General features: G+C 67.3%; 16 protein-coding genes. 9 read left to right on the top strand and 7 right to left on the bottom strand.

What is annotated here, in order from left to right; translation table 11 throughout:
• Nucleotides 1-64 precede the first annotated feature (64 nt).
• Entirely contained in the window at nucleotides 65-1009 is a 945-nt protein-coding gene (locus tag WI26_RS25750) for a LysR family transcriptional regulator (protein WP_069227622.1), read from the top strand.
• A 158-nt stretch (nucleotides 1010-1167) separates the two neighbouring features.
• On the opposite strand, the gene zwf is transcribed toward WI26_RS25750, so the two are convergent.
• The gene (gene zwf / locus WI26_RS25745) at nucleotides 1168-2643 is read right to left on the bottom strand and encodes a glucose-6-phosphate dehydrogenase (RefSeq protein WP_059467232.1); all 1476 of its coding nucleotides are present in this window, start codon (nucleotides 2641-2643) and stop codon (nucleotides 1168-1170) included.
• 202 nt (nucleotides 2644-2845) lie between these two features.
• On the opposite strand from zwf, the gene WI26_RS25740 reads away from it, so the two are divergent.
• On the top strand, nucleotides 2846-3424 hold the full coding sequence (locus WI26_RS25740; RefSeq protein WP_059536747.1) for a TetR/AcrR family transcriptional regulator: 579 nt from the start codon (nucleotides 2846-2848) through the stop codon (nucleotides 3422-3424).
• A 185-nt stretch (nucleotides 3425-3609) separates the two neighbouring features.
• Nucleotides 3610-4485, top strand: coding sequence for an SDR family NAD(P)-dependent oxidoreductase (locus tag WI26_RS25735; protein ID WP_069227621.1), 876 nt, complete (start codon nucleotides 3610-3612; stop codon nucleotides 4483-4485).
• A 131-nt stretch (nucleotides 4486-4616) separates the two neighbouring features.
• Here WI26_RS25735 and WI26_RS25730 read toward each other — a convergent pair whose 3' ends face one another.
• The 3 genes from WI26_RS25730 to WI26_RS25720 form a co-directional block, all read right to left on the bottom strand.
• Nucleotides 4617-5195: a peroxidase-related enzyme gene (locus WI26_RS25730; protein WP_069227620.1), complete on the bottom strand. Its 579-nt coding sequence runs from the start codon at nucleotides 5193-5195 to the stop codon at nucleotides 4617-4619.
• An 85-nt stretch (nucleotides 5196-5280) separates the two neighbouring features.
• On the bottom strand, nucleotides 5281-6264 hold the full coding sequence (locus tag WI26_RS25725) for an MDR family oxidoreductase (RefSeq protein WP_069227619.1): 984 nt from the start codon (nucleotides 6262-6264) through the stop codon (nucleotides 5281-5283).
• 45 nt (nucleotides 6265-6309) lie between these two features.
• Nucleotides 6310-6948, bottom strand: coding sequence for a TetR/AcrR family transcriptional regulator (locus WI26_RS25720; RefSeq protein WP_069227618.1), 639 nt, complete (start codon nucleotides 6946-6948; stop codon nucleotides 6310-6312).
• Between the two features lie 229 nt (nucleotides 6949-7177).
• Between WI26_RS25720 and WI26_RS25715 the strand changes: the two genes are divergently transcribed.
• Together WI26_RS25715 and WI26_RS25710 are read left to right on the top strand one after the other, a co-directional pair.
• Nucleotides 7178-8368 carry a M20 aminoacylase family protein gene (locus WI26_RS25715; RefSeq protein WP_069227617.1) on the top strand — a complete coding sequence of 397 codons (1191 nt, stop codon included), beginning with the start codon at nucleotides 7178-7180 and terminating at the stop codon, nucleotides 8366-8368.
• Nucleotides 8369-8424: 56 nt separating this feature from the next.
• Nucleotides 8425-9756, top strand: coding sequence for an MFS transporter (locus tag WI26_RS25710; RefSeq protein ID WP_069227616.1), 1332 nt, complete (start codon nucleotides 8425-8427; stop codon nucleotides 9754-9756).
• 34 nt (nucleotides 9757-9790) lie between these two features.
• On the opposite strand, the gene WI26_RS25705 is transcribed toward WI26_RS25710, so the two are convergent.
• Nucleotides 9791-10711, bottom strand: a complete 921-nt coding sequence (locus WI26_RS25705; protein ID WP_069227615.1) for a LysR family transcriptional regulator — start codon at nucleotides 10709-10711, stop codon at nucleotides 9791-9793.
• A gap of 136 nt (nucleotides 10712-10847) precedes the next feature.
• Between WI26_RS25705 and WI26_RS25700 the strand changes: the two genes are divergently transcribed.
• On the top strand, nucleotides 10848-11648 hold the full coding sequence (locus WI26_RS25700; protein WP_059508494.1) for a transporter substrate-binding domain-containing protein: 801 nt from the start codon (nucleotides 10848-10850) through the stop codon (nucleotides 11646-11648).
• A gap of 45 nt (nucleotides 11649-11693) precedes the next feature.
• A complete protein-coding gene (locus tag WI26_RS25695) occupies nucleotides 11694-12809 on the top strand; it encodes a succinylglutamate desuccinylase/aspartoacylase family protein (protein WP_069227614.1) in 1116 nt (371 codons plus the stop codon).
• Nucleotides 12810-13012: 203 nt separating this feature from the next.
• Here the strand turns inward: WI26_RS25695 and WI26_RS25690 are convergent, their stop codons facing one another.
• The gene (locus WI26_RS25690) at nucleotides 13013-13801 is read right to left on the bottom strand and encodes an IclR family transcriptional regulator (protein ID WP_059508612.1); all 789 of its coding nucleotides are present in this window, start codon (nucleotides 13799-13801) and stop codon (nucleotides 13013-13015) included.
• 227 nt (nucleotides 13802-14028) lie between these two features.
• On the opposite strand from WI26_RS25690, the gene pcaF reads away from it, so the two are divergent.
• Nucleotides 14029-15231: a 3-oxoadipyl-CoA thiolase gene (pcaF, locus tag WI26_RS25685; RefSeq protein ID WP_069227613.1), complete on the top strand. Its 1203-nt coding sequence runs from the start codon at nucleotides 14029-14031 to the stop codon at nucleotides 15229-15231.
• 100 nt (nucleotides 15232-15331) lie between these two features.
• On the opposite strand, the gene WI26_RS25680 is transcribed toward pcaF, so the two are convergent.
• Nucleotides 15332-15808: a DUF523 domain-containing protein gene (locus WI26_RS25680; RefSeq protein ID WP_419465567.1), complete on the bottom strand. Its 477-nt coding sequence runs from the start codon at nucleotides 15806-15808 to the stop codon at nucleotides 15332-15334.
• Between the two features lie 533 nt (nucleotides 15809-16341).
• Between WI26_RS25680 and WI26_RS25675 the strand changes: the two genes are divergently transcribed.
• Nucleotides 16342-17886: a PAS domain-containing methyl-accepting chemotaxis protein gene (locus tag WI26_RS25675; protein WP_069227612.1), complete on the top strand. Its 1545-nt coding sequence runs from the start codon at nucleotides 16342-16344 to the stop codon at nucleotides 17884-17886.
• Nucleotides 17887-18189 lie beyond the last annotated feature (303 nt).

The raw sequence follows: 18189 nt of genomic DNA, 5'->3' as shown, positions 1-18189 counted from the left end.
TGCCGCCTTTACTTTTGCGGAAAAACTGGCCTATAAACCAAATTGTTTTGATTTCAGATCAACAATGAAAATCACGCTCGACGAACTCCAGGCCTTTGCCGCCGTGGTCGACACCGGTTCGATCACCGCCGCTGCGCAGCAGCTTGACGTCACCGTGTCGGCGGCGAGCCGCACGCTCGCGCGGCTCGAGGAAAAGCTGAAGACCACGCTGCTGCGCCGGACCACGCGCCGGCTCGAACTGACCGAGGAGGGACGCGCGTTCCTGCAGGATGCGCGTGCGATCATCGAATCGGTCGAGAACGCCGAGGAGCAGATGCTCGCGCGGCGCGAGATGCCGTCGGGGCGGCTGCGCGTCGATGCCGCGACGCCGTTCATGCTGCACGTGATCGTGCCGCTCGTGCGCGGCTACCGGGAACGCTTCCCGAAGGTCGAACTGGAGCTGAACAGCAACGAGGGAATCATCGACCTGCTCGAGCGCCGCACCGACGTCGCGATCCGGATCGGCCGCCTGAAGGATTCGACGCTGCACAGCCGGCGGATCGGCAACAGCCGGCTGCGCATCCTCGCGAGCCCCGCGTATATCGAAGCGAACGGCCAGCCGCGCAAGGTGGAGGACCTCGGCAAGCACACGCTGCTCGGCTTCACGCAGCCCGAATCGCTGAACGTGTGGCCGATCCTCGGCGCGGACGGCGAGCCGACCCGCATCGAGCCCGACATCTGGTCGTCGAGCGGCGAGACGCTGCGGCAGCTCGCGCTGGAGGGGGCGGGTGTGGTGTGCCTGTCGGATTTCATGACCGCGCAGGATCGCGAGGCCGGCCGGCTCGTGCAGGTGCTCGCGCGGCCGACGCTCGAGGTCGAACAGCCGATCCACGCGGTGTATTACCGGAACACCGCGATCTCGTCGCGGATCGCGTCATTCGTCGATTACATGATCGAGGCGCTGGGCGGCGGGCGAAGCGGCGGCGATGCGTCGGCGCGGCGCAAGGCCGCGTGGATGGGGCCGCTGTAACGTCGGCGCGACGGAGGGGGAAGCGGGCGACCGGCTTCGGGCGACCGGCTTCGGGCGACCGGCTTCGGGCGACCGGCTTCGGGCGACCGGCTGTGCGCGCCGGCGCGACCCGACGTGCCGCACGGCGCTTGCGCCGCGGGCACGCCGTCGTGCAGCGCTTATGCTTCTTCGGACCACGACATGTTGTCGCGCGCCAGCAGCGCCGACGATGCCGCCGGCCCGAACGTGCCAGCGGTGTAGAGGCGCGGGCGATCGCCGAGCTGCTTCCAGCCGTCGAGGATCGGCTCGACCCACGACCACGCAGCCTCGAGCTCGTCGCGGCGCATGAAGTGCGTGAGGCGCCCGCGGATCACGTCGATCAGCAGCCGCTCGTACGCTTCCGCGCGCCGTTCCGGAATCGCCTGCTGCAGGTCGAGGTTCAGGCTCACGGGCACCATCTTCATTCCGCTGCCCGGCTCCTTCGCGAGCATCTGCAGCTGGATCGACTCTTCCGGCTGGAGCTGGATCACGAGGCGGTTGCTGTAGTGGCGCGGGCCGCTCGGAATGATCGAGAACGGCATGTCCGCGAACTCGATCACGATTTCCGACTGGCGGCGCTGCAGCCGCTTGCCGGTGCGCAGGAAGAACGGCACGTTCGCCCAGCGCCAGTTGTTGATGTACGCGCGCAGGGCGACGAAGGTTTCGGCGTGGCTGTCCGCCGGCACGTTGTCTTCCTCGAGATAGCCCTTGACCGGCTGGCCGTCGACCGCGCCGGCCGTGTACTGGCCGCGCACCGTGTCGCGCGCGACGTCGGACAGCGCCATCGGCCGCAGCGAGCGCAGCACCTTCAGCTTCTCGTCGCGCACCGCGTCCGGGTCGAGCGACACGGGCGGCTCCATCGCGACGATGCATAGCAGTTGCAGCAGGTGGTTCTGCACCATGTCGCGCAGCGCGCCGGTATGGTCGTAGAAGCCCGCGCGGCTGCCCACGCCGACCGTCTCGGCCACCGTGATCTGCACGCTGCGGATGCTCGGCGCCTGCCACAGCGGCCCGAAGATCGGGTTGCCGAAGCGCAGCACCATCAGGTTCTGCACGGTTTCCTTGCCGAGGTAATGGTCGATCCGGTAGATCTGCGATTCCGCGAAATGCTTGCCGACCGCATCGTTGATCGCCTGCGCCGACGCGAGATCGTGGCCGAGCGGCTTCTCGAGGACGACGCGCGAGCGCGCATCGACGAGGTGCGCGGCCGACAGGTTGTCGCAGATCGTCGTGAACAGCTCCGGCGACGTCGACAGGTAGAACACGCGGATCGCTTCGCCGCGCGCCGCTTCGGCGAGCCGTGCGTAGTCTTCCGGCGCGTTCACGTCGATCAGCACGTACTTGAACAGGTCGAGGAAACGGGCCCACGCGTCGGCGTCGAACGCCTTGTCGTCGATGAACGGGCGCGATTGCTCGTCCATGAACTTGCGATAGCCGTCGATGCCCCAGTCGCGCCGGCCGACCGCGATGATGCGCGTGTCCGGCGGCAGATTGCAGTGCAGATGCGCCATGTACAGCGCGGGCAACAGCTTGCGGGCGGCCAGGTCGCCGCCGCCGCCGAAGATGATCATGTCGACGGGCTGGTCTGCTTCGGTCTGATTGGGCTTATTCGTCATGAGTGGATCGCGGTCTGAAGCGGTGTGAGCGTGGAACGAACGGCGAAGCGCCGGGCGCCGGTGCGTTGGCGCGCCAGTACGTGAAAACGCTAATAGTGCACGCTTTTGATCGATTGTGTATGGCTTCCCGTGTTGTAACAGCGATTGCATGGCATGGACGTCGCGATTATGATTGAGCGCTCACTCATTAAAGGAGCCGCACGTGGCCCGACCGCGCAGTCCCGACAAGCACGACGCCATCCTCGCCGCCGCCGCCCGCGCGCTCGCGGAGGATGGCGCGAGCGCGACCACCGCGCGCATCGCGCGGCTCGCCGGCGTTGCGGAAGGCACGGTGTTTACCTATTTCGAGACGAAGGATGCGTTGCTGAATGCGCTGTACCTGAGCCTGAAGGCCGAGATGCGCGAGGCGATGATGACCGCGTTTCCGGAGCACGCGCCGGCCGAACAGGCAATGCGGCATGCGTGGAACGGCTACGTGTCGTGGGGCGTCGCGAATCCGGACGGGCGCCGCGCGCTGAAGCAGCTCGGCGTGAGCGGCCGCATCGACGATGCGCATCGTGCGGCCGGGGCCGAAGGGTTCGGCGCGATCAGTTCGCTGCTGCGCGCGCAGGTCGCCGCGGCCGGCGGGCTGAAGGCCGACGACGCGCATGCGTTTCGCGCGGCGCTGTTCACGTCGATCGCGGAAACGGCGATGGAGTCGATCGCGCGCGATCCGGCGCTGGCGGACGGATACCGGGAGGCAGGGTTTCGCGCACTGTGGGCTGTGTTGCACGCGGTATGAGTTGACGGCCGGCCCGGCGGGCGAACGGGGCCGCTGATCGCGGGGCGTTCCATTCCGGCGCATCCGCCGCGGTCGAAGGCGGTTTCAGGCAGGACGAGGCACGATGCAATCCATCGTGTCGGCGCCCATATTAATGAGTGAGTAATCATTCATTTTTTGGTTTCAACCTTGTCGAGGAGTGAAAAATGTCGAAAGTCTGGCTGGTAACAGGGGCCGCGCGCGGCCTGGGGCGCGCGATCGCGGAAGCGGTGCTGGCGGCGGGCGATCGTCTGGTAGCCGGCGCGCGCGATCCCGCGCGGCTCGCGGATCTGCAGGAGCGATACGGCGACCGGCTGCTGCCGATGGAGCTCGACGTGACCGACGCGGCGGCGGCCGCGCATGCGGTGGCGGCTGCCCGCGACGCGTTCGGCCGCATCGACGTGCTGGTGAACAACGCGGGCTACGGCCATACGGCGCCGTTCGAGCAGATGAGCGCCGATGACTTCCGCGACCAGATCGAAACGAACCTGTTCGGCGTGGTCAACCTGACGCGCGCGGTACTGCCGACGATGCGGGCGCAGCGCGCGGGTCACATCTTCCAGGTGTCGTCGGTCGGCGGGCGCACGTCGACGGCCGGCCTGTCCGCGTATCAGGCCGCGAAGTGGGCGGTTGGCGGATTCAGCGACGTGCTGTCGAAGGAAGTCGCGCCGTTCGGCGTGCGCGTCTGCACGCTGGAGCCGGGCGGGATGCGCACCGAATGGGCAGCGCAGGCGAAGCGCGATGTAGACGGCCTGCTGCCCGACTATCGGCCATCGGTCGGGAAGATGCTCGATTTGCTCGGCGCGTATGGCGGCCACGAGGTCGGCGATCCGGCGCGGATCGCGGCGCTGATCGTCGAGCTGTCGCGTCGCGACGACGTGCCAATGCGTCTGCTGCTCGGCGGCGATGCGCTGTTCGTGTGCGAGCAGGCGGAAGCGCAGCGCGCGGACGAGGCGGCGCGGTGGCGCGATACGACGCTGTCGACGATGTTCCCGGACGCGAAGCTGCCGGACGGGCTGGAAGCGTTGAAGAAGGTCGGATAAGCCCCGGAGCGGCGGCATTGCGGGTTCGCCTGAGCGTCGCACCGATCGCCGACGCCGACGTGCGGCGACCGGAGGAAGGCCGGGCGCATGCACACCCGGTCGCCGACAACGATCGCCGTTGCCGGCGGCCTTCAGCGGCCCAGCGCGTAGAACTCCGCGTTGGGCCGCATGTTCGTCACGTTCGCGATGCGATTCGACATCCCGAAGAACGCCGAGATCGCCGCGATGTCCCAGGCGTCCTCTTCGGTGAAGCCATGCGATTTCAGCATGTCGAAGTCCGCTTCGCCTACCAGGTGTGCGGTCTGCGACACTTTCATCGCGAAGTCGAGCATCGCCTTCTGTCGGGCGGTGATGTCGGCCTTGCGATAGTTGGTCGCGACCTGGTCGGCGATCAGCGGATCCTTCGCGCGAATGCGCAGGATCGCGCCGTGCGCGATCACGCAGTACTGACACTGGTTCACGCTGCTGGTGGCCACGACGATCATTTCGCGTTCGGCCTTGGTGAGGTTGCCCGGCTTGTCCATCAGCGCGTCGTGGTATGCCATGAACGCGCGAAACTCGTCCGGGCGGTGCGCGAGCGTGAGGAATACGTTCGGGATGAAGCCCGATTTTTCCTGGACGGCCGCGATCCGTTCGCGAATGTCTTCGGGCAGGCCTTCGAGTGCCGGCACGGGGAAGCGGCTGACGGGGGGGGTGTCTGCGGCGGTCATGAGGTCTCCTGGAAAAAGTGGCGCGGGTGGTTTCGACGCACGAGTCGCCAGCCTGGATCGAATCGATGGATTGCCGTTGCCGCCGTCATGCGTTGACGTCCACGACGACGCGGCCGCGCACCTTGCCGCCGATCAGTTCGTTGGCGAGCGGGATGACGTCGGCGAGGCCGACTTGATGGCTGATGGCGCCCAGTTTCTCGACATCGAGATCGGATGCGAGCCTGCGCCATGCCTCCAGGCGCTCGGCGCGCGGGCACATCACGCTGTCGATGCCGACGAGCGTCACGCCGCGCAGGATGAAGGGCGCGACGGTGGCCGGAAAGTCCATGCCGGCGGCCAGGCCGCAGGCGGTCACTACGCCGCGATAGCGCGTGGTCGCGCACACGTTGGCGAGGACGTGGCTGCCGGCGACGTCGACCGCGCCGGCCCATCGCTCCTTGCCGAGCGGCTTGCCCGGTGCGCTGAATTGCGACCGGTCGAGAATCTCCGCCGCGCCGAGTTGTCGCAGGTAATCGGCGTCGCCCGGGCGGCCGGTCACGGCGACGACGCGATACCCGAGCCGCGCGAGGATTGCGGTGGCGACGCTGCCGACGCCGCCTGCCGCGCCGGTCACGACGATCTCGCCTTCGCCCGGGCGCACGCCATGCCGCTCCAGCGCCATCACGCACAGCATCGCGGTGTAGCCGGCCGTGCCGATGGCCATCGCCTGTTCCGGCGAAAACGCGGACGGCAGCGGCACCAGCCAGTCGCCGTCGACGCGCGCCTTCTGTGCCAGCCCGCCCCAGTGCGTTTCGCCGACGCCCCAGCCGTTGAGCACGACGCGATCGCCCGCGCGGTAGTCCGGATGCGTGCTGTGCTCGACCTCGCCGACGAAGTCGATCCCCGGCACCATCGGAAACTTGCGAACCACCGGGCTCTTGCCGGTGATCGCGAGCCCGTCCTTGTAGTTCAACGTCGAATAGCCGATCCGGATTGTCACGTTGCCGGCAGGCAGCTGCGCGTCGTCCAGCGTTTGCAGCCGCGCGTGCTGGCCGGTTTCGTCCTTGTCGATCACGATGCCCTGGAACATCCGTCCTCCTTTTCTAGACCGATCGTCTAGGTAATGGAAAAAAATTCAGCGGCGAGGCAATCCATTGAAGAAAAACTGCGCGAACCGCGCGAGCGGCACGTCGCTGCGTTCGAGCTTCGCGCGCAGCACGGCGCCCTCCCAGCCGATCCAGAAGAACGCGGCCAGTTCGGCGGGATCGGCCGAGGCCGCCAGTTCGCCTGCTTGCCGCGCCGCGTCCAGGCAGTCGGCCAGACGGCGCTGCCAGTCCTCGAAGGTCGCGCGCAGACGCGCGCGGAAACTTTCGGGCAGCGCGCCCATTTCCTGGCCGAGGTTGCCGATCAGGCAGCCCCGGCCGTATTCGTAGCGCGCCATGGCATCGCGTGCGTCATCGACGAACGCGCGCACGCGTGCCAGCGGCGAGCGTTCGGTCTGGCTGAAATGGCGGTCCAGCTTGCGCGCGAAGAACTCGGCGTAGCGATCGATCAGTTCGAGGCCGAACGCCTCCTTGCTGTCGAAGTAGTGATAGAACGAGCCTTTCGGCACACCGGCGCGCCCGAGGATCTCGTCGAGCCCGGTGGCGGAGAAGCCCTTTTCGGTGAGCACTTCCAGCCCGGTTCGCAACAGCATGTCCCGCGTCGCGACGAGGTCTTCGTGCTGCTTCGGTGGCCTGCCGCGGCGGCGAGGCGGATCAGTTCGAACGTCCATGCGCGAATAATAGACCGTTCGTCTCGGAAATCAGTCGCTCGTGCGTCGAATGCGGCGATCGCGGTACATCCGGCCTCCGTTCCCCGTATTAACCCTGATTAATAAACCTTATCGCGGTGAAAAATTCCGCATCTTATTGAACCGATATCGGCTGGCTATAGTGGCTCGCTTTCCCGCACGCAACCGTTCGCGTGCGGCTGACACGCTGACGATCAGCAGGAGCCGCTTGATGACCACCGACGCCCGATTCACCGAAATCGAGGATCTGATGCCCGCCGCCGACGGGCTGCGCGAGATTCGCCATCACATTCACCACCATCCGGAGCTCGCGTACGAGGAGCACGAGACGGCCGCGCTCGTCGCCGACAAGCTCGAGCAATGGGGCTGGCAAGTGACGCGCGGGGTCGGAAAGACGGGGGTTGTCGGCACGCTGCGCGTCGGCGACGGTGCGCGCAGCATCGGCATCCGGGCGGACATGGACGCGCTGCCGATCATCGAGGCGACCGGCCTGCCGTACGCGAGCGGCACGCACGGCAAGATGCACGCATGCGGCCACGACGGCCACACGACGATGCTGCTCGGCGCCGCGCAACACCTCGCGAAGACGCGCAACTTCTCCGGCACCGTGCACCTGTATTTCCAGCCGGCGGAGGAGCACGGCGTCGACAGCGGCGCGAAGAAGATGATCGACGACGGCCTGTTCGAGCGCTTTCCGTGCGATGCGGTGTTCGGCATGCACAACCATCCGGGCGCGGCGCCGGGCGTGTTCCTCACGCGGCGCGGACCGTTCATGTCCGCCGGCGACAAGGCGATCATCTCGATCGAGGGCGTCGGCGGCCATGCGGCGCGGCCGCACCTGACGGTCGACCCGGTGGTCGTCGCGGCGAGCATCGTGATGGCGCTGCAGACGATCGTCGCGCGCAACGTCGACCCGTCGCAGCCGGCGGTCGTCACGGTCGGCTCGATGCATGCCGGCACCGCGAACAACGTGATTCCGAACGGCGCGCGCCTCGAACTCAGCGTGCGCTCGTTCAGTTCCGACGTGCGCGCGCTGCTCAAGCGCCGCATCGTCGAACTCGCCGAGTCGCAGGCCGCGAGTTACGGCGCGACCGCGCACGTCGAGTACATCGAAGGCTATCCGGTCGTCGTCAATACGGATGCCGAAACGGATTTCGCCGCGCAGGTCGCGCGCGAGCTGGTCGGCGACGCGCACGTCGTCGAGCAGGCCGACCTGCTGATGGGCAGCGAGGATTTCGCGTTCATGCTGCAGCAGCGGCCGGGCTCGTTCGTGCGGCTCGGCAACGGCGAAGGCGAGGACGGCTGCATGGTGCACAACCCGAAGTACGACTTCAACGATCGCAATCTGCCGATCGGCGCGGCGTTCTGGACGCGTCTCGTCGAGCGTTACCTCGGACAGTAAGCCTGGCGGCGGCGCGCGGCCGGCGCTTCCGGCCGCATTGAGAGGAGAGACGAACGATGCAGAAAGACCATCTCGCGCTGCACCCCGCGTCGGCGGAGGCCGCCGAAACCGGGACGCGCGGCGCGCGGGCCGTCACGAAGCGCGGCGCGATCGCCGCGGCCGTGATCGGCAACTGGCTGGAGTTCTTCGATTTCACCGTGTACGGCTTTTTCGCGGTGCTGATCGGCAAACTGTTCTTCCCGTCGAGCGATCCGACCACGTCGCTGTTGCTGTCGGTCGCGACGTTCGCCGCCGGCTTCTTCACGCGGCCGCTCGGCAGCGTCGTGCTCGGCGTCTATGCGGACCGCAAGGGCCGCAAGGCCGCGCTTAACCTGACGATCATGCTGATGGCGCTCGGCACCGGCCTGATCGCGATCGCGCCGACCTACGCGCAGGTCGGCGTGGCCGCGCCGCTGCTGGTCGTCTGCGCGCGGCTGATGCAGGGCTTCTCGCAGGGCGGCGAGTTCGGTGCGGCGACTTCCACGCTGATCGAGCAGGGCGGCACGTCGCACCGCGCGTTCCGCGCGAGCTGGCAGCTGGCGACGCAGGGCGGCGCGGCGCTGATGGGCTCGGGCTTCGCGGCGCTGCTGTCGAACACGCTGACGAAGGATGCACTCGAGAGCTGGGGCTGGCGCCTGCCGTTCCTCGTGGGCGTGCTGATCGCGCCGGTCGGCATGTATCTGCGCCGCCGGCTCGCCGACGATGCGCCCGGCGACAGCCATCACGGGATCGAGCGCGGCGTGCTGCGCGAGCTGTTCTCGCAGCATACGCGGACCGTGCTGCTGCTGATGCTGACGGTGATGGGCGGCACGGTGTCGACCTACATCCTGACCTTCTACATGCCGACCTACGCGATCCATACGCTGGGGTTGCCGATGAAGCTGTCGATGTTCGTCGGCGTCGCGTCGGGTTGCGTGATGCTCGTGACGTGCCCGCTGTTCGGATGGGTGTCGGACCGCCTGGGCAGCCGGCGCATGCCGATCTTCGTCGGGCGCGGCGTGCTCGTGCTGTTGCTGTTCCCGGCGTTCTGGCTGATGAACCATCATCCGACGCTGTCGGTGATCCTGCCGCTGACCGCGCTGATGCTGCTGTTCTATTCGCTCGGTTCGGCCTCCGAAATGGCGCTGATGTGCGAATCGCTGCCGCGCCACGTGCGGGCGACGGGCATCTCGATCGCGTATGCGCTCGCGGTGACGATCTTCGGCGGCACCGCGCAGCTGATCGCAACCTGGCTCGTGAAGACGACGGGCAGCAAGCTCGCGCCGGCCGGCTACGTGGCCGCGTGTGTGGTGCTGTCGCTGATCGCGGTCGCGCTGCTGCGCGAGACGGCGCGCGAATCGATGGACTGACGTGCGGCGACGCGGGCGGCGCTCCACGCTTGGATCAACGCCCGCGCACGGTCCTCAGATACGACGCGAGCATCGTCGCCAGCTCCTGCGCGGCAGGCGTCAACGGCACGGCCGCGCGCTGCAGCAGGCAGACTTCCTGCGATTCCGCCTGCTCGCGCACGCGCACCTTCGCGAGCGCGCCCGCGAACGGCCCGTGCCGCGTCACGGCTTCGGATTCGAGCGCGAGGCAATCCGTCTGCGTGACGAGCTGCAGCGTTTCGAACATCCCTTCCACGGTCGCGATGATCGTCGGCGCGGGCTGGCCGTGCGCGTCGAAATAGGCGAGCAGCCGGTTGACGACCGGATCGGCGCTCAGGTTCGGCGAGCGCGTCGACACCCACGCGTAACCGGCCAGCTCGGCAAGCGATTGCGCGTGCTGCCGCGGATGGCCGCTGCGGCACACGACCACCGGCGCCGATGCATGCAGCGGCGTGCCCGCGAGATCGGTCGTGTCGGTCTGCTTCGCGACGAGCGCGATCGCGAAATCCACCGCGTTCTCGCGCAGCCAGCCGATCATCATCCGCGAGGTGCCGGTGCGCAGGTGCACGTCGACCTTCGGGAAGCGCGCGCGGAAGGCCGTCAGCACCGGCGCGAACGCATCGATCAGCGGTTCGGTCACGAGGCCCAGCGTGACCGTGCCTTCGTAGGCGCCGCTTAACTGGCGGATCTCGTGCTCGACCTGTTCGCATTCGCCGAGGATCGCGCCCGAGCGGGCGAGCAGCCGCTGGCCGACGGCCGTCGGCACGATTCCTCGATTGGTGCGCGTGAACAGCGTCGCGCCGAGCGTCGCTTCGAGGCTCTGCAGTTGCTGCGTGACGCCGCTCTGCGCGAGATCCAGCGCGCGTGCGGCGGCGCGCAGGCTGCCGTGTTCGACGACCGCCTGGAAGATGCGGAGCTGGGACAGCGTGAACGCCATGGTCGAGCGCGAGGCCTGTGATCGGAAATACCGATCATGATAAGACAGCCGCGCATTCCGGCGGCGACGCGCACGCACTACGATCGCAGGCAGTCCGGCCCATGCCGGTTGTCCCACTTCCCGCCTTCCGTCGACCATGAAACGCGTGCCACGCCTTCGTCGTTTTCACCGCTTCCTCGTTCTGCTGGCTACCTTGAGCATCGGTTTCGCGGCGCCCTGCGCGCACGCGCTCGACACGCATGTTGTGCGTCTCGGCATCGATCCGACCTATCCGCCGATGGACGCGAAGGCGCCCGACGGCAGCCTGAAGGGCTTCGACGTCGATCTCGGCAACGAGATCTGCCGCCGCGCGCAACTGCGCTGCCAGTGGGTCGAGCTCGAATTCTCCGGGATGATCCCGGCGCTGCAGGCGCGCAAGATCGACGCGATCCTGTCGTCGATGGCGATCACCGAGAAGCGCGAGAAGCAGATCCTGTTCTCGTCGAAACTGTTCCGCTTCAAGTCGCGGCTCGTCGCGCGGCCCGAGCGCGGGCTCGGCAGCACGCCCGCGTCGCTGGCCGGCAAGCGCGTCGGCGTGCAGTCGGGCACGCAGTTCGAATCGTGGGCGCTCGCGCACTGGGCGCCGGCCGGCGTCGGCGTGGTGCCGTACAAGAGCCAGGACGACGTGTTCGCCGATCTCGTCAACGGCCGGCTCGACGCCGCGCTGCTCGGCACGGTGGAAGCCGACTACGGATTCCTGCGCCAGCCGAAGGGCAAGGGCTTCGCGTTCGTCGGCGCACCGCTCGACCTGGGCGATCGCGGCGTCGGCATCGGGATGCGCCAGTCGGACACGGCGCTCAAGGCGGCGATCGACGGCGCAATCGCATCGATGCTGAAGGACGGCACGTACGAACGGATCGCGAAGCAGTATTTCGATTTCAACCCGTACGGCGACTGAGCCGCACGCTCCGTTTCCGTCGCACTCCTTTATTCGGGATCATCGATGCAGATTCGCACCACGCCGCTCCTGTCGCCGTCGATCGGCACGCAGCGCACGCTGACGAGCTTTCATTTCGGGCCGGCCGGCGCCGGCCTCAAGATCTACCTGCAGGCCGCGCTGCACGCTGACGAGACGCCCGCGATGCTCGCCGCCGTCGCGCTCAAGCAGCGACTCGCGCGGCTCGAAGCGGACGGCCGGCTCGCCGCCGAGGTCGTGCTGGTGCCGGTGGCGAACCCGGTCGGCCTCAACCATCATCTGCTCGGGCAGTTCATCGGCCGGTTCGATCTCGCGAGCGGGCGCAATTTCAATCGCGGCTTCCTGCCGCTCGCCGACATCGCCGCGCGGGCGCGCGAGCGGCTCTGCGCGGACCCCGAACGCAACCGCGAGATCGTGCGCGAATGCGTTGGCGCGGCGCTCGACGGGATCGCGCCGCGCACCGAATTCGACGCGTTGCAGCTCGCGTTGCTGAAGCTGTCGCACGACGCCGACGTCGTGATCGACCTGCATTGCTCGCTCGAAGCGGTGATGCACGTGTACACGAGCGACACGGCATGGCCGCAGGTCGAGCCGCTCGCGCGCTATCTCGGCGCGCAGGTGTCGCTGCTCGCCGAGGATTCAGGCGGCCACGCGTTCGACGATGCGCATCACCTGCTGTGGACGCAGTTGCGGGAGCATCTGCCGGAACGCACGCCGATGGCGGCGGGCACGGTGGCCGTGACGGTCGAATGCCGCGGCCAGCGCGACGTGACGCATGAATACGCAGCGCGTGACGCCGACGCGCTCGTCGACTATCTGGTGTGGTGCGGCGCGGTGCGCGGCGAGCGCGCGCCGCTGCCGCCGCTCGCCGCGCCGGCCACGCCGCTCGCGGGCAGCGAGCAGTTCTACGCGCCGGTGAGCGGGATTCTCGTGCACCGCGCGGCGGTCGGCGCGACGATTCGTGCCGGCGATCCGTTGTTCGACATCGTCGATCCGCTGACCGACGCGATCACGACGGTGTCGAGCGGCACCGACGGCGTGTTATACATGCGCCGCGCGATCCGTTTCGTGACGGCAGGCGCACCGCTCGGCCGCGTGACGGGGACGGTGCCGGTGCGCACGGGGATGTTGCTCGGTGCGTAAGCGGCGGGCACGGTGTCCGGGGGGCACCGCGCAATTTTGTTTTGGTCGAATTGATCAGGCTTTGCCGCGCCACGAAACCGGGCGGCGCGGAGTGCGCTCCGTGTTCGGCGGGAAGGGAGAAGCGGAGTCGGGGCAGTGAGCGGGCGGCTCGGTGCCGCCCGTCGTCTTTGTGTCTGCGAATGAACGGCCGTCGCGCCGTGCGCTCACCCGCGCCGTGCCACCAGCTCGGACACCGTCTGCGCGGCTTGCTGCAGCGGCCCGAGAAACTCCTTCACCATCTGCTTCGCAGTGTGCCGCTGCGCGTTGCCGCTGATGTTCATCGCGGCGATCACCTGCCCGCGCCGGTTGCGGATCGGCGCCGAGATCGACATCAAGCCCACTTCGAGCTCCTGGTCGACCACGGCCCAGCCTTGCTGGCGCACCTGTGCGATCGTCGCCTTCAGCTCGCCGATGTCGGTGATCGTGCGCGGTGTATGCGCGCGGATGCCGCTCTGCGCGAGCGTTTCGTCGAGCGTCGCGTCGTCGAGCGCGGACAGCAGCACGCGGCCCATCGACGTGCAATACGCGGGCAGGCGGCTGCCGATCGACAGGTTGATCGTCATGATCTTGTGGGTCGGCACGCGCAGCACGTAGACGATCTCGGTGCGGTCGAGCACGGCGGCCGAGCAGCTTTCGTGGATCTGCGCGGACAGCTGCTCCATCACCGGATCGGCGAGATTCCAGAACGGCATCGACGTCAGATACGCGAAACCGAGCTCGAGAATCTTCGGCGTGAGCCGGAACAGGCGGCCGTCGGCCTCGACATAGCCGAGCGTCTGCAGCGTCAGCAGGATCCGGCGCGCGCCGGCGCGCGTGAGCCCGGTGGCCGACGCAACCTCGGTGAGCGTTTGCTCCGGCCGCTGGGCGTCGAATGCGCGGATCACCGCGAGGCCGCGCGCGAACGACTGCACATAGGAGTCGCCCGGTTTCGTCTGGATGTCTTCGGTTGTCATGAACGGTCGGATTGTCGTGCAGCCGAGAAGATAGCGCATGGGGCCTGACACGCCAACCGCACCGCGGACCGCGCGCTTGACAGGTCGTCCCCGCACTCCCTATGATGCGTTGAACGTTCGATACACGATCTTATGTTCGTATATAGAACATTTAAGCGCATCCCGGCGGGCAATGCAAGGGGCGCGTTCCATCTTCTTCCCAGCCTTGCATGAGACCGGAGACACTGATGACCGAAGCTTTTCTGTGTGATGCGATTCGTACCCCGATCGGCCGTTACGGCGGCGCATTGTCCGGCGTGCGCGCCGACGACCTCGGCGCGGTGCCGCTCAAGGCGCTCGTCGAGCGCAACCGCGATGTCGACTGGACGGCGATCGACGACGTGATCTACGGCTGCGCGAACCAGGCAGGCGAGGACAACCGCAACGTCGCGCGCATGTCCGCGCTGCTCGCGGGGCTGCCGGAAGGCGTGCCGGGTTCGACGATCAACCGCCTGTGCGGTTCCGGGATGGACGCGGTCGGCGTGGCCGCGCGCGCGATCAAGTCGGGCGACGCCGCGCTGATGGTGGCCGGCGGCGTCGAAAGCATGACGCGCGCGCCGTTCGTGATGGGCAAGGCCGCCAGCGCGTTCGCGCGCCAGGCAGACATTTACGACACGACGATCGGCTGGCGCTTCGTCAATCCGCTGATGAAGCAGCTGCACGGCGTCGATTCGATGCCGGAGACGGCCGAGAACGTCGCGGTCGACTACAACATCAGCCGCGCCGACCAGGACCTGTTCGCGCTGCGCAGCCAGCAGAAGGCTGCGCGGGCGCAGCAGGACGGCACGCTCGCGGAGGAAATCGTGCCGGTCACGATTCCGCAGAAGAAGGGCGATCCGGTCGTCTTTTCGCGTGATGAGCATCCGCGCGAAACGTCTCTCGAAGCGCTCGCGAAGCTGAAGGGCGTCGTGCGCGCCGACGGTTCGGTGACGGCCGGCAACGCGTCGGGCGTCAACGATGGCGCCGCCGCGCTGCTGCTCGCGAACGAGGCGGCGGCGAAGCGCTTCGGCCTGACGCCGCGTGCGCGCGTGCTGGGCATCGCGACGGCCGGCGTCGCGCCGCGCGTGATGGGCATCGGCCCCGCGCCGGCCACGCAGAAGCTGCTCGCGCGGCTCGGGATGACGATCGACCAGTTCGACGTGATCGAGCTGAACGAAGCGTTCGCGTCGCAGGGCCTCGCGGTGCTGCGCATGCTGGGCGTCGCCGACGACGATCCTCGCGTGAACCCGAACGGCGGCGCGATCGCGCTCGGCCATCCGCTCGGCGCATCGGGCGCGCGTCTCGTGACGACCGCGATGTATCAGCTGCATCGCACCAACGGCCGCTTCGCGCTGTGCACGATGTGCATCGGCGTCGGCCAGGGCATCGCGATCGCGATCGAGCGCGTCTGATCGCGTCATCCGGGGAGCGGCAAGACTCACGCCGCTTCACCGGCTTCCCCGTCCGAACGATGTGGCCGGCGCGCGATCGTCGTGCCGGCCACTTCGTCATTCAGCTTGGCGATCGTTGCGCGAGGCGTGCGACGAGCGCGTCGATCTCGCTGTCCGCGAATACCTCGATGCCATGCTGGCGCAGCAGCGCCGCCGTCACGCCGGCGCCGGCATGCCGCCGGCCCGCAAAATTCCCGTCGTAAATGAAACTGCTTCCGCACGACGGACTTCCGTCCGCCAGGATCGCGTAGCGGCAATCGTGCGTGCGAGCCAGCGCGAGCGCGGTGCGCGCGCCATCGACGAACGGCGCCGTCACGTCGGTGCCGTGCACGTCGACGATACGCGCGGCACCCGACAGAACGCGTTGCCCCGATTCCCCGTCCGCGATTTCGGCGGGCGGACGCGGCACGCTCAATCCTCCTGCCAGTTCCGGACAGACGGGCACCAGGCGCCCTTCGCGCTGCCAGCGTGCGAGCGTTTCATGCGCGGCGGTCTTCGCCGAGCCGTTGTAACGGACGGGGTGACCGAGCACGCACATGCTGACGAGGATCTTCGGCGAGGCCGGCGGCTGCGACGCATTCTGCAATGTCGTTCTCCGTGCGGACGGGGTTGAGCAAGCGGAAATTCTACGCGCGGGCCGCGTTCGCGCGCACACGGATGACGGACGATCTTGCGCCGGGCGGCATGTTCGTTGCCGCATTCCGGTACGACCGATTCCATTGATCGCCGGAATTTTTCATCGAATTCAAATGCCGGTTGAGTTGAGTCGATCCGACAGAATCGTTTCGCTGTGCGCAATGATTGTCTGAACCGACGCGTCGCCTGACGTAATCCCATAGAGCATCGGGCTGCATCCGAAAAGTGTTGGACGCGATTATTGCGGGATTACTTGATCGAAATCATGTCGATGGCGGAATTCGATATTTCGTTCGCTTTCCGGACTAAGGATTTCACGGTGATTGCCGACAGCAAGGACGAGACCGTCGTAAAGCGATAAACCGTTTTTCGGCTACTGAGCGTGATTTTCGCGCCGCGCGGATCCCGCAGCGGACCCGCCTTTCGGAGCCTTGCATGCGCAACAACCAACCTGTCACCCAACAAGAATTCGAATTTCCCGACGACGTCACGCTGATGTCGACCACCGATGCCGACAGCATCATCACGTACGCGAACACGACATTCGCGTACGTGAGCGGCTTCTCGAACGACGAACTCGTCGGCCAGCCGCACAACGTCGTGCGGCACCCGGATATGCCGAAGGAGGCGTTCGCCGACATGTGGGCGACGCTGAAGAACGGCGAGCCGTGGACCGCGCTCGTCAAGAACCGCCGCAGGAACGGCGACCACTACTGGGTGCGCGCGAACGCGGTGCCGGTGATGCGCGACGGCGTGCCGCACGGCTACCTGTCGGTGCGCACGAAGGCGCCGCGCGACGAGATCGCGGCGGCCGACGCGCTGTATCGCGCGTTCCGCGAAGGCAAGGCCGGCCAGCGCCGATTCCACAAGGGGTTGATTGTCCGGACCGGGCTGTTGAGGATCGTGTCGCTGCCGCAGACGATGTCGGTGCGCGCGCGCGTGCATTCGACGCTGTGCGTGCTGGCGCCGGCGGTTGTCGGCGCGGGCTGGGCATGCGGGCTGGCCGGCGGAGGGCTCGCGGCGTTTGCTGCCGCGACGGCCGGGGTGTCGATTGCCGCCGGCCTGTGGCTCGATGCGCAGATCGTGCGGCCGCTGAAGCGACTGCGCGATCAGGCGCTGAACGTCGCGACCGGCGAAAGCCGCCGCGGCGTGCGAATGAATCGCGTCGACGAGATCGGCATGACGCTGCGCACGATCAACCAGCTCGGGCTGATGTTCCGCTGGCTCGTCGACGACGTCAGCGAGCAGGTGCACAACGTGCAGCGCGCGAGCAACGAGATCGCGCAAGGCAACAACGACCTGAGCGCGCGCACCGAACAGGCCGCGTCGAGCGTGCAGGAAACCGCCGCGTCGATGGCCGAGATGACGGCGACCGTGTCGAGCAATGCGGAGACGGCGCTGCAGGCGAACCAGTTGTCGGTTTCCGCGAGCGAGGCGGCCGAGCGCGGCGGGCAGGCGGTGAGCGAGGTCGTTACGACGATGAACGACATCACGGCGAGTTCGCGCAAGATTTCGGACATCATCGGCGTGATCGACGGGATCGCGTTCCAGACCAACATCCTCGCGCTGAACGCGGCGGTCGAGGCGGCGCGCGCGGGCGAACAGGGGCGCGGCTTCGCGGTGGTCGCCGGCGAGGTGCGGGCGCTCGCGCAGCGCAGCGCGAACGCGGCAAAGGAAATCAAGACGCTGATCGGCGCGAGCGTCGAGCGGGTCGACTCGGGCGCGCGGCGGGTCGACGATGCGGGCAGGATGATGGAGGACATCGTCACGCAAGTGAAGCGCGTGTCGGACCTGATCGCGGAGATCAGCTCGTCGACGGCCGAGCAGAGCACGGGCGTCGCGCAGGTGGACCAGGCGGTCGTGCATCTGGACAACATCACGCAGCAGAATGCGGCGCTGGTCGAGCAGAGCGCGGCGGCGTCGGAAAGCCTGAAGCAGCAGGCGACGCGGCTTGTCGATGCGGTGAACGTGTTTCGGTAATCCGAAAGGGGCGCGCGCACTTGCGCGCGCCATCGCGGCGAGCCGCTTGCATCTTCGCTTTCCGATTTGATTCGAATGTATGAAACGAGATGGGTTCTCATTTCCGGATCCGGATTTATTGGCTAATCCGGGCGGGGGAAATGCTTCAATTGATAAGACAATTGATCGCCGGGTAATTTGATAAAACGGGAGTTTGATTCACGTATAAACAAAGTTTTCGGCTGAATCAAGATGATGCGAAATAGATGCATATTTACCCGTAGCCGGCATAATGTTTTCGCCAGATTTGCCGAAAGCGCAGGA

Origin of the sequence: Burkholderia diffusa (assembly GCF_001718315.1) — a bacterium.
GTDB classification, from domain to species: domain Bacteria; phylum Pseudomonadota; class Gammaproteobacteria; order Burkholderiales; family Burkholderiaceae; genus Burkholderia; species Burkholderia diffusa_B.
Note: the sequence above shows the minus strand (reverse complement) of the source record. Positions and strands in the feature narration are given on the sequence as shown.

What these genes read in the sequence shown, in the direction of transcription:
- WI26_RS25750 (WP_069227622.1), top strand. Translation starts at nt 65, where the DNA reads ATGAAAATCACGCTCGACGAACTCCAGGCCTTTGCCGCCGTGGTCGAC.
- zwf (WP_059467232.1), bottom strand. Translation starts at nt 2,643, where the DNA reads ATGACGAATAAGCCCAATCAGACCGAAGCAGACCAGCCCGTCGACATG.
- WI26_RS25735 (WP_069227621.1), top strand. Translation starts at nt 3,610, where the DNA reads ATGTCGAAAGTCTGGCTGGTAACAGGGGCCGCGCGCGGCCTGGGGCGC.
- WI26_RS25730 (WP_069227620.1), bottom strand. Translation starts at nt 5,195, where the DNA reads ATGACCGCCGCAGACACCCCCCCCGTCAGCCGCTTCCCCGTGCCGGCA.
- WI26_RS25725 (WP_069227619.1), bottom strand. Translation starts at nt 6,264, where the DNA reads ATGTTCCAGGGCATCGTGATCGACAAGGACGAAACCGGCCAGCACGCG.
- WI26_RS25720 (WP_069227618.1), bottom strand. Translation starts at nt 6,948, where the DNA reads ATGGACGTTCGAACTGATCCGCCTCGCCGCCGCGGCAGGCCACCGAAG.
- WI26_RS25715 (WP_069227617.1), top strand. Translation starts at nt 7,178, where the DNA reads ATGACCACCGACGCCCGATTCACCGAAATCGAGGATCTGATGCCCGCC.
- WI26_RS25710 (WP_069227616.1), top strand. Translation starts at nt 8,425, where the DNA reads ATGCAGAAAGACCATCTCGCGCTGCACCCCGCGTCGGCGGAGGCCGCC.
- WI26_RS25705 (WP_069227615.1), bottom strand. Translation starts at nt 10,711, where the DNA reads ATGGCGTTCACGCTGTCCCAGCTCCGCATCTTCCAGGCGGTCGTCGAA.
- WI26_RS25700 (WP_059508494.1), top strand. Translation starts at nt 10,848, where the DNA reads ATGAAACGCGTGCCACGCCTTCGTCGTTTTCACCGCTTCCTCGTTCTG.
- WI26_RS25695 (WP_069227614.1), top strand. Translation starts at nt 11,694, where the DNA reads ATGCAGATTCGCACCACGCCGCTCCTGTCGCCGTCGATCGGCACGCAG.
- WI26_RS25690 (WP_059508612.1), bottom strand. Translation starts at nt 13,801, where the DNA reads ATGACAACCGAAGACATCCAGACGAAACCGGGCGACTCCTATGTGCAG.
- pcaF (WP_069227613.1), top strand. Translation starts at nt 14,029, where the DNA reads ATGACCGAAGCTTTTCTGTGTGATGCGATTCGTACCCCGATCGGCCGT.
- WI26_RS25680 (WP_419465567.1), bottom strand. Translation starts at nt 15,808, where the DNA reads ATGTGCGTGCTCGGTCACCCCGTCCGTTACAACGGCTCGGCGAAGACC.
- WI26_RS25675 (WP_069227612.1), top strand. Translation starts at nt 16,342, where the DNA reads ATGCGCAACAACCAACCTGTCACCCAACAAGAATTCGAATTTCCCGAC.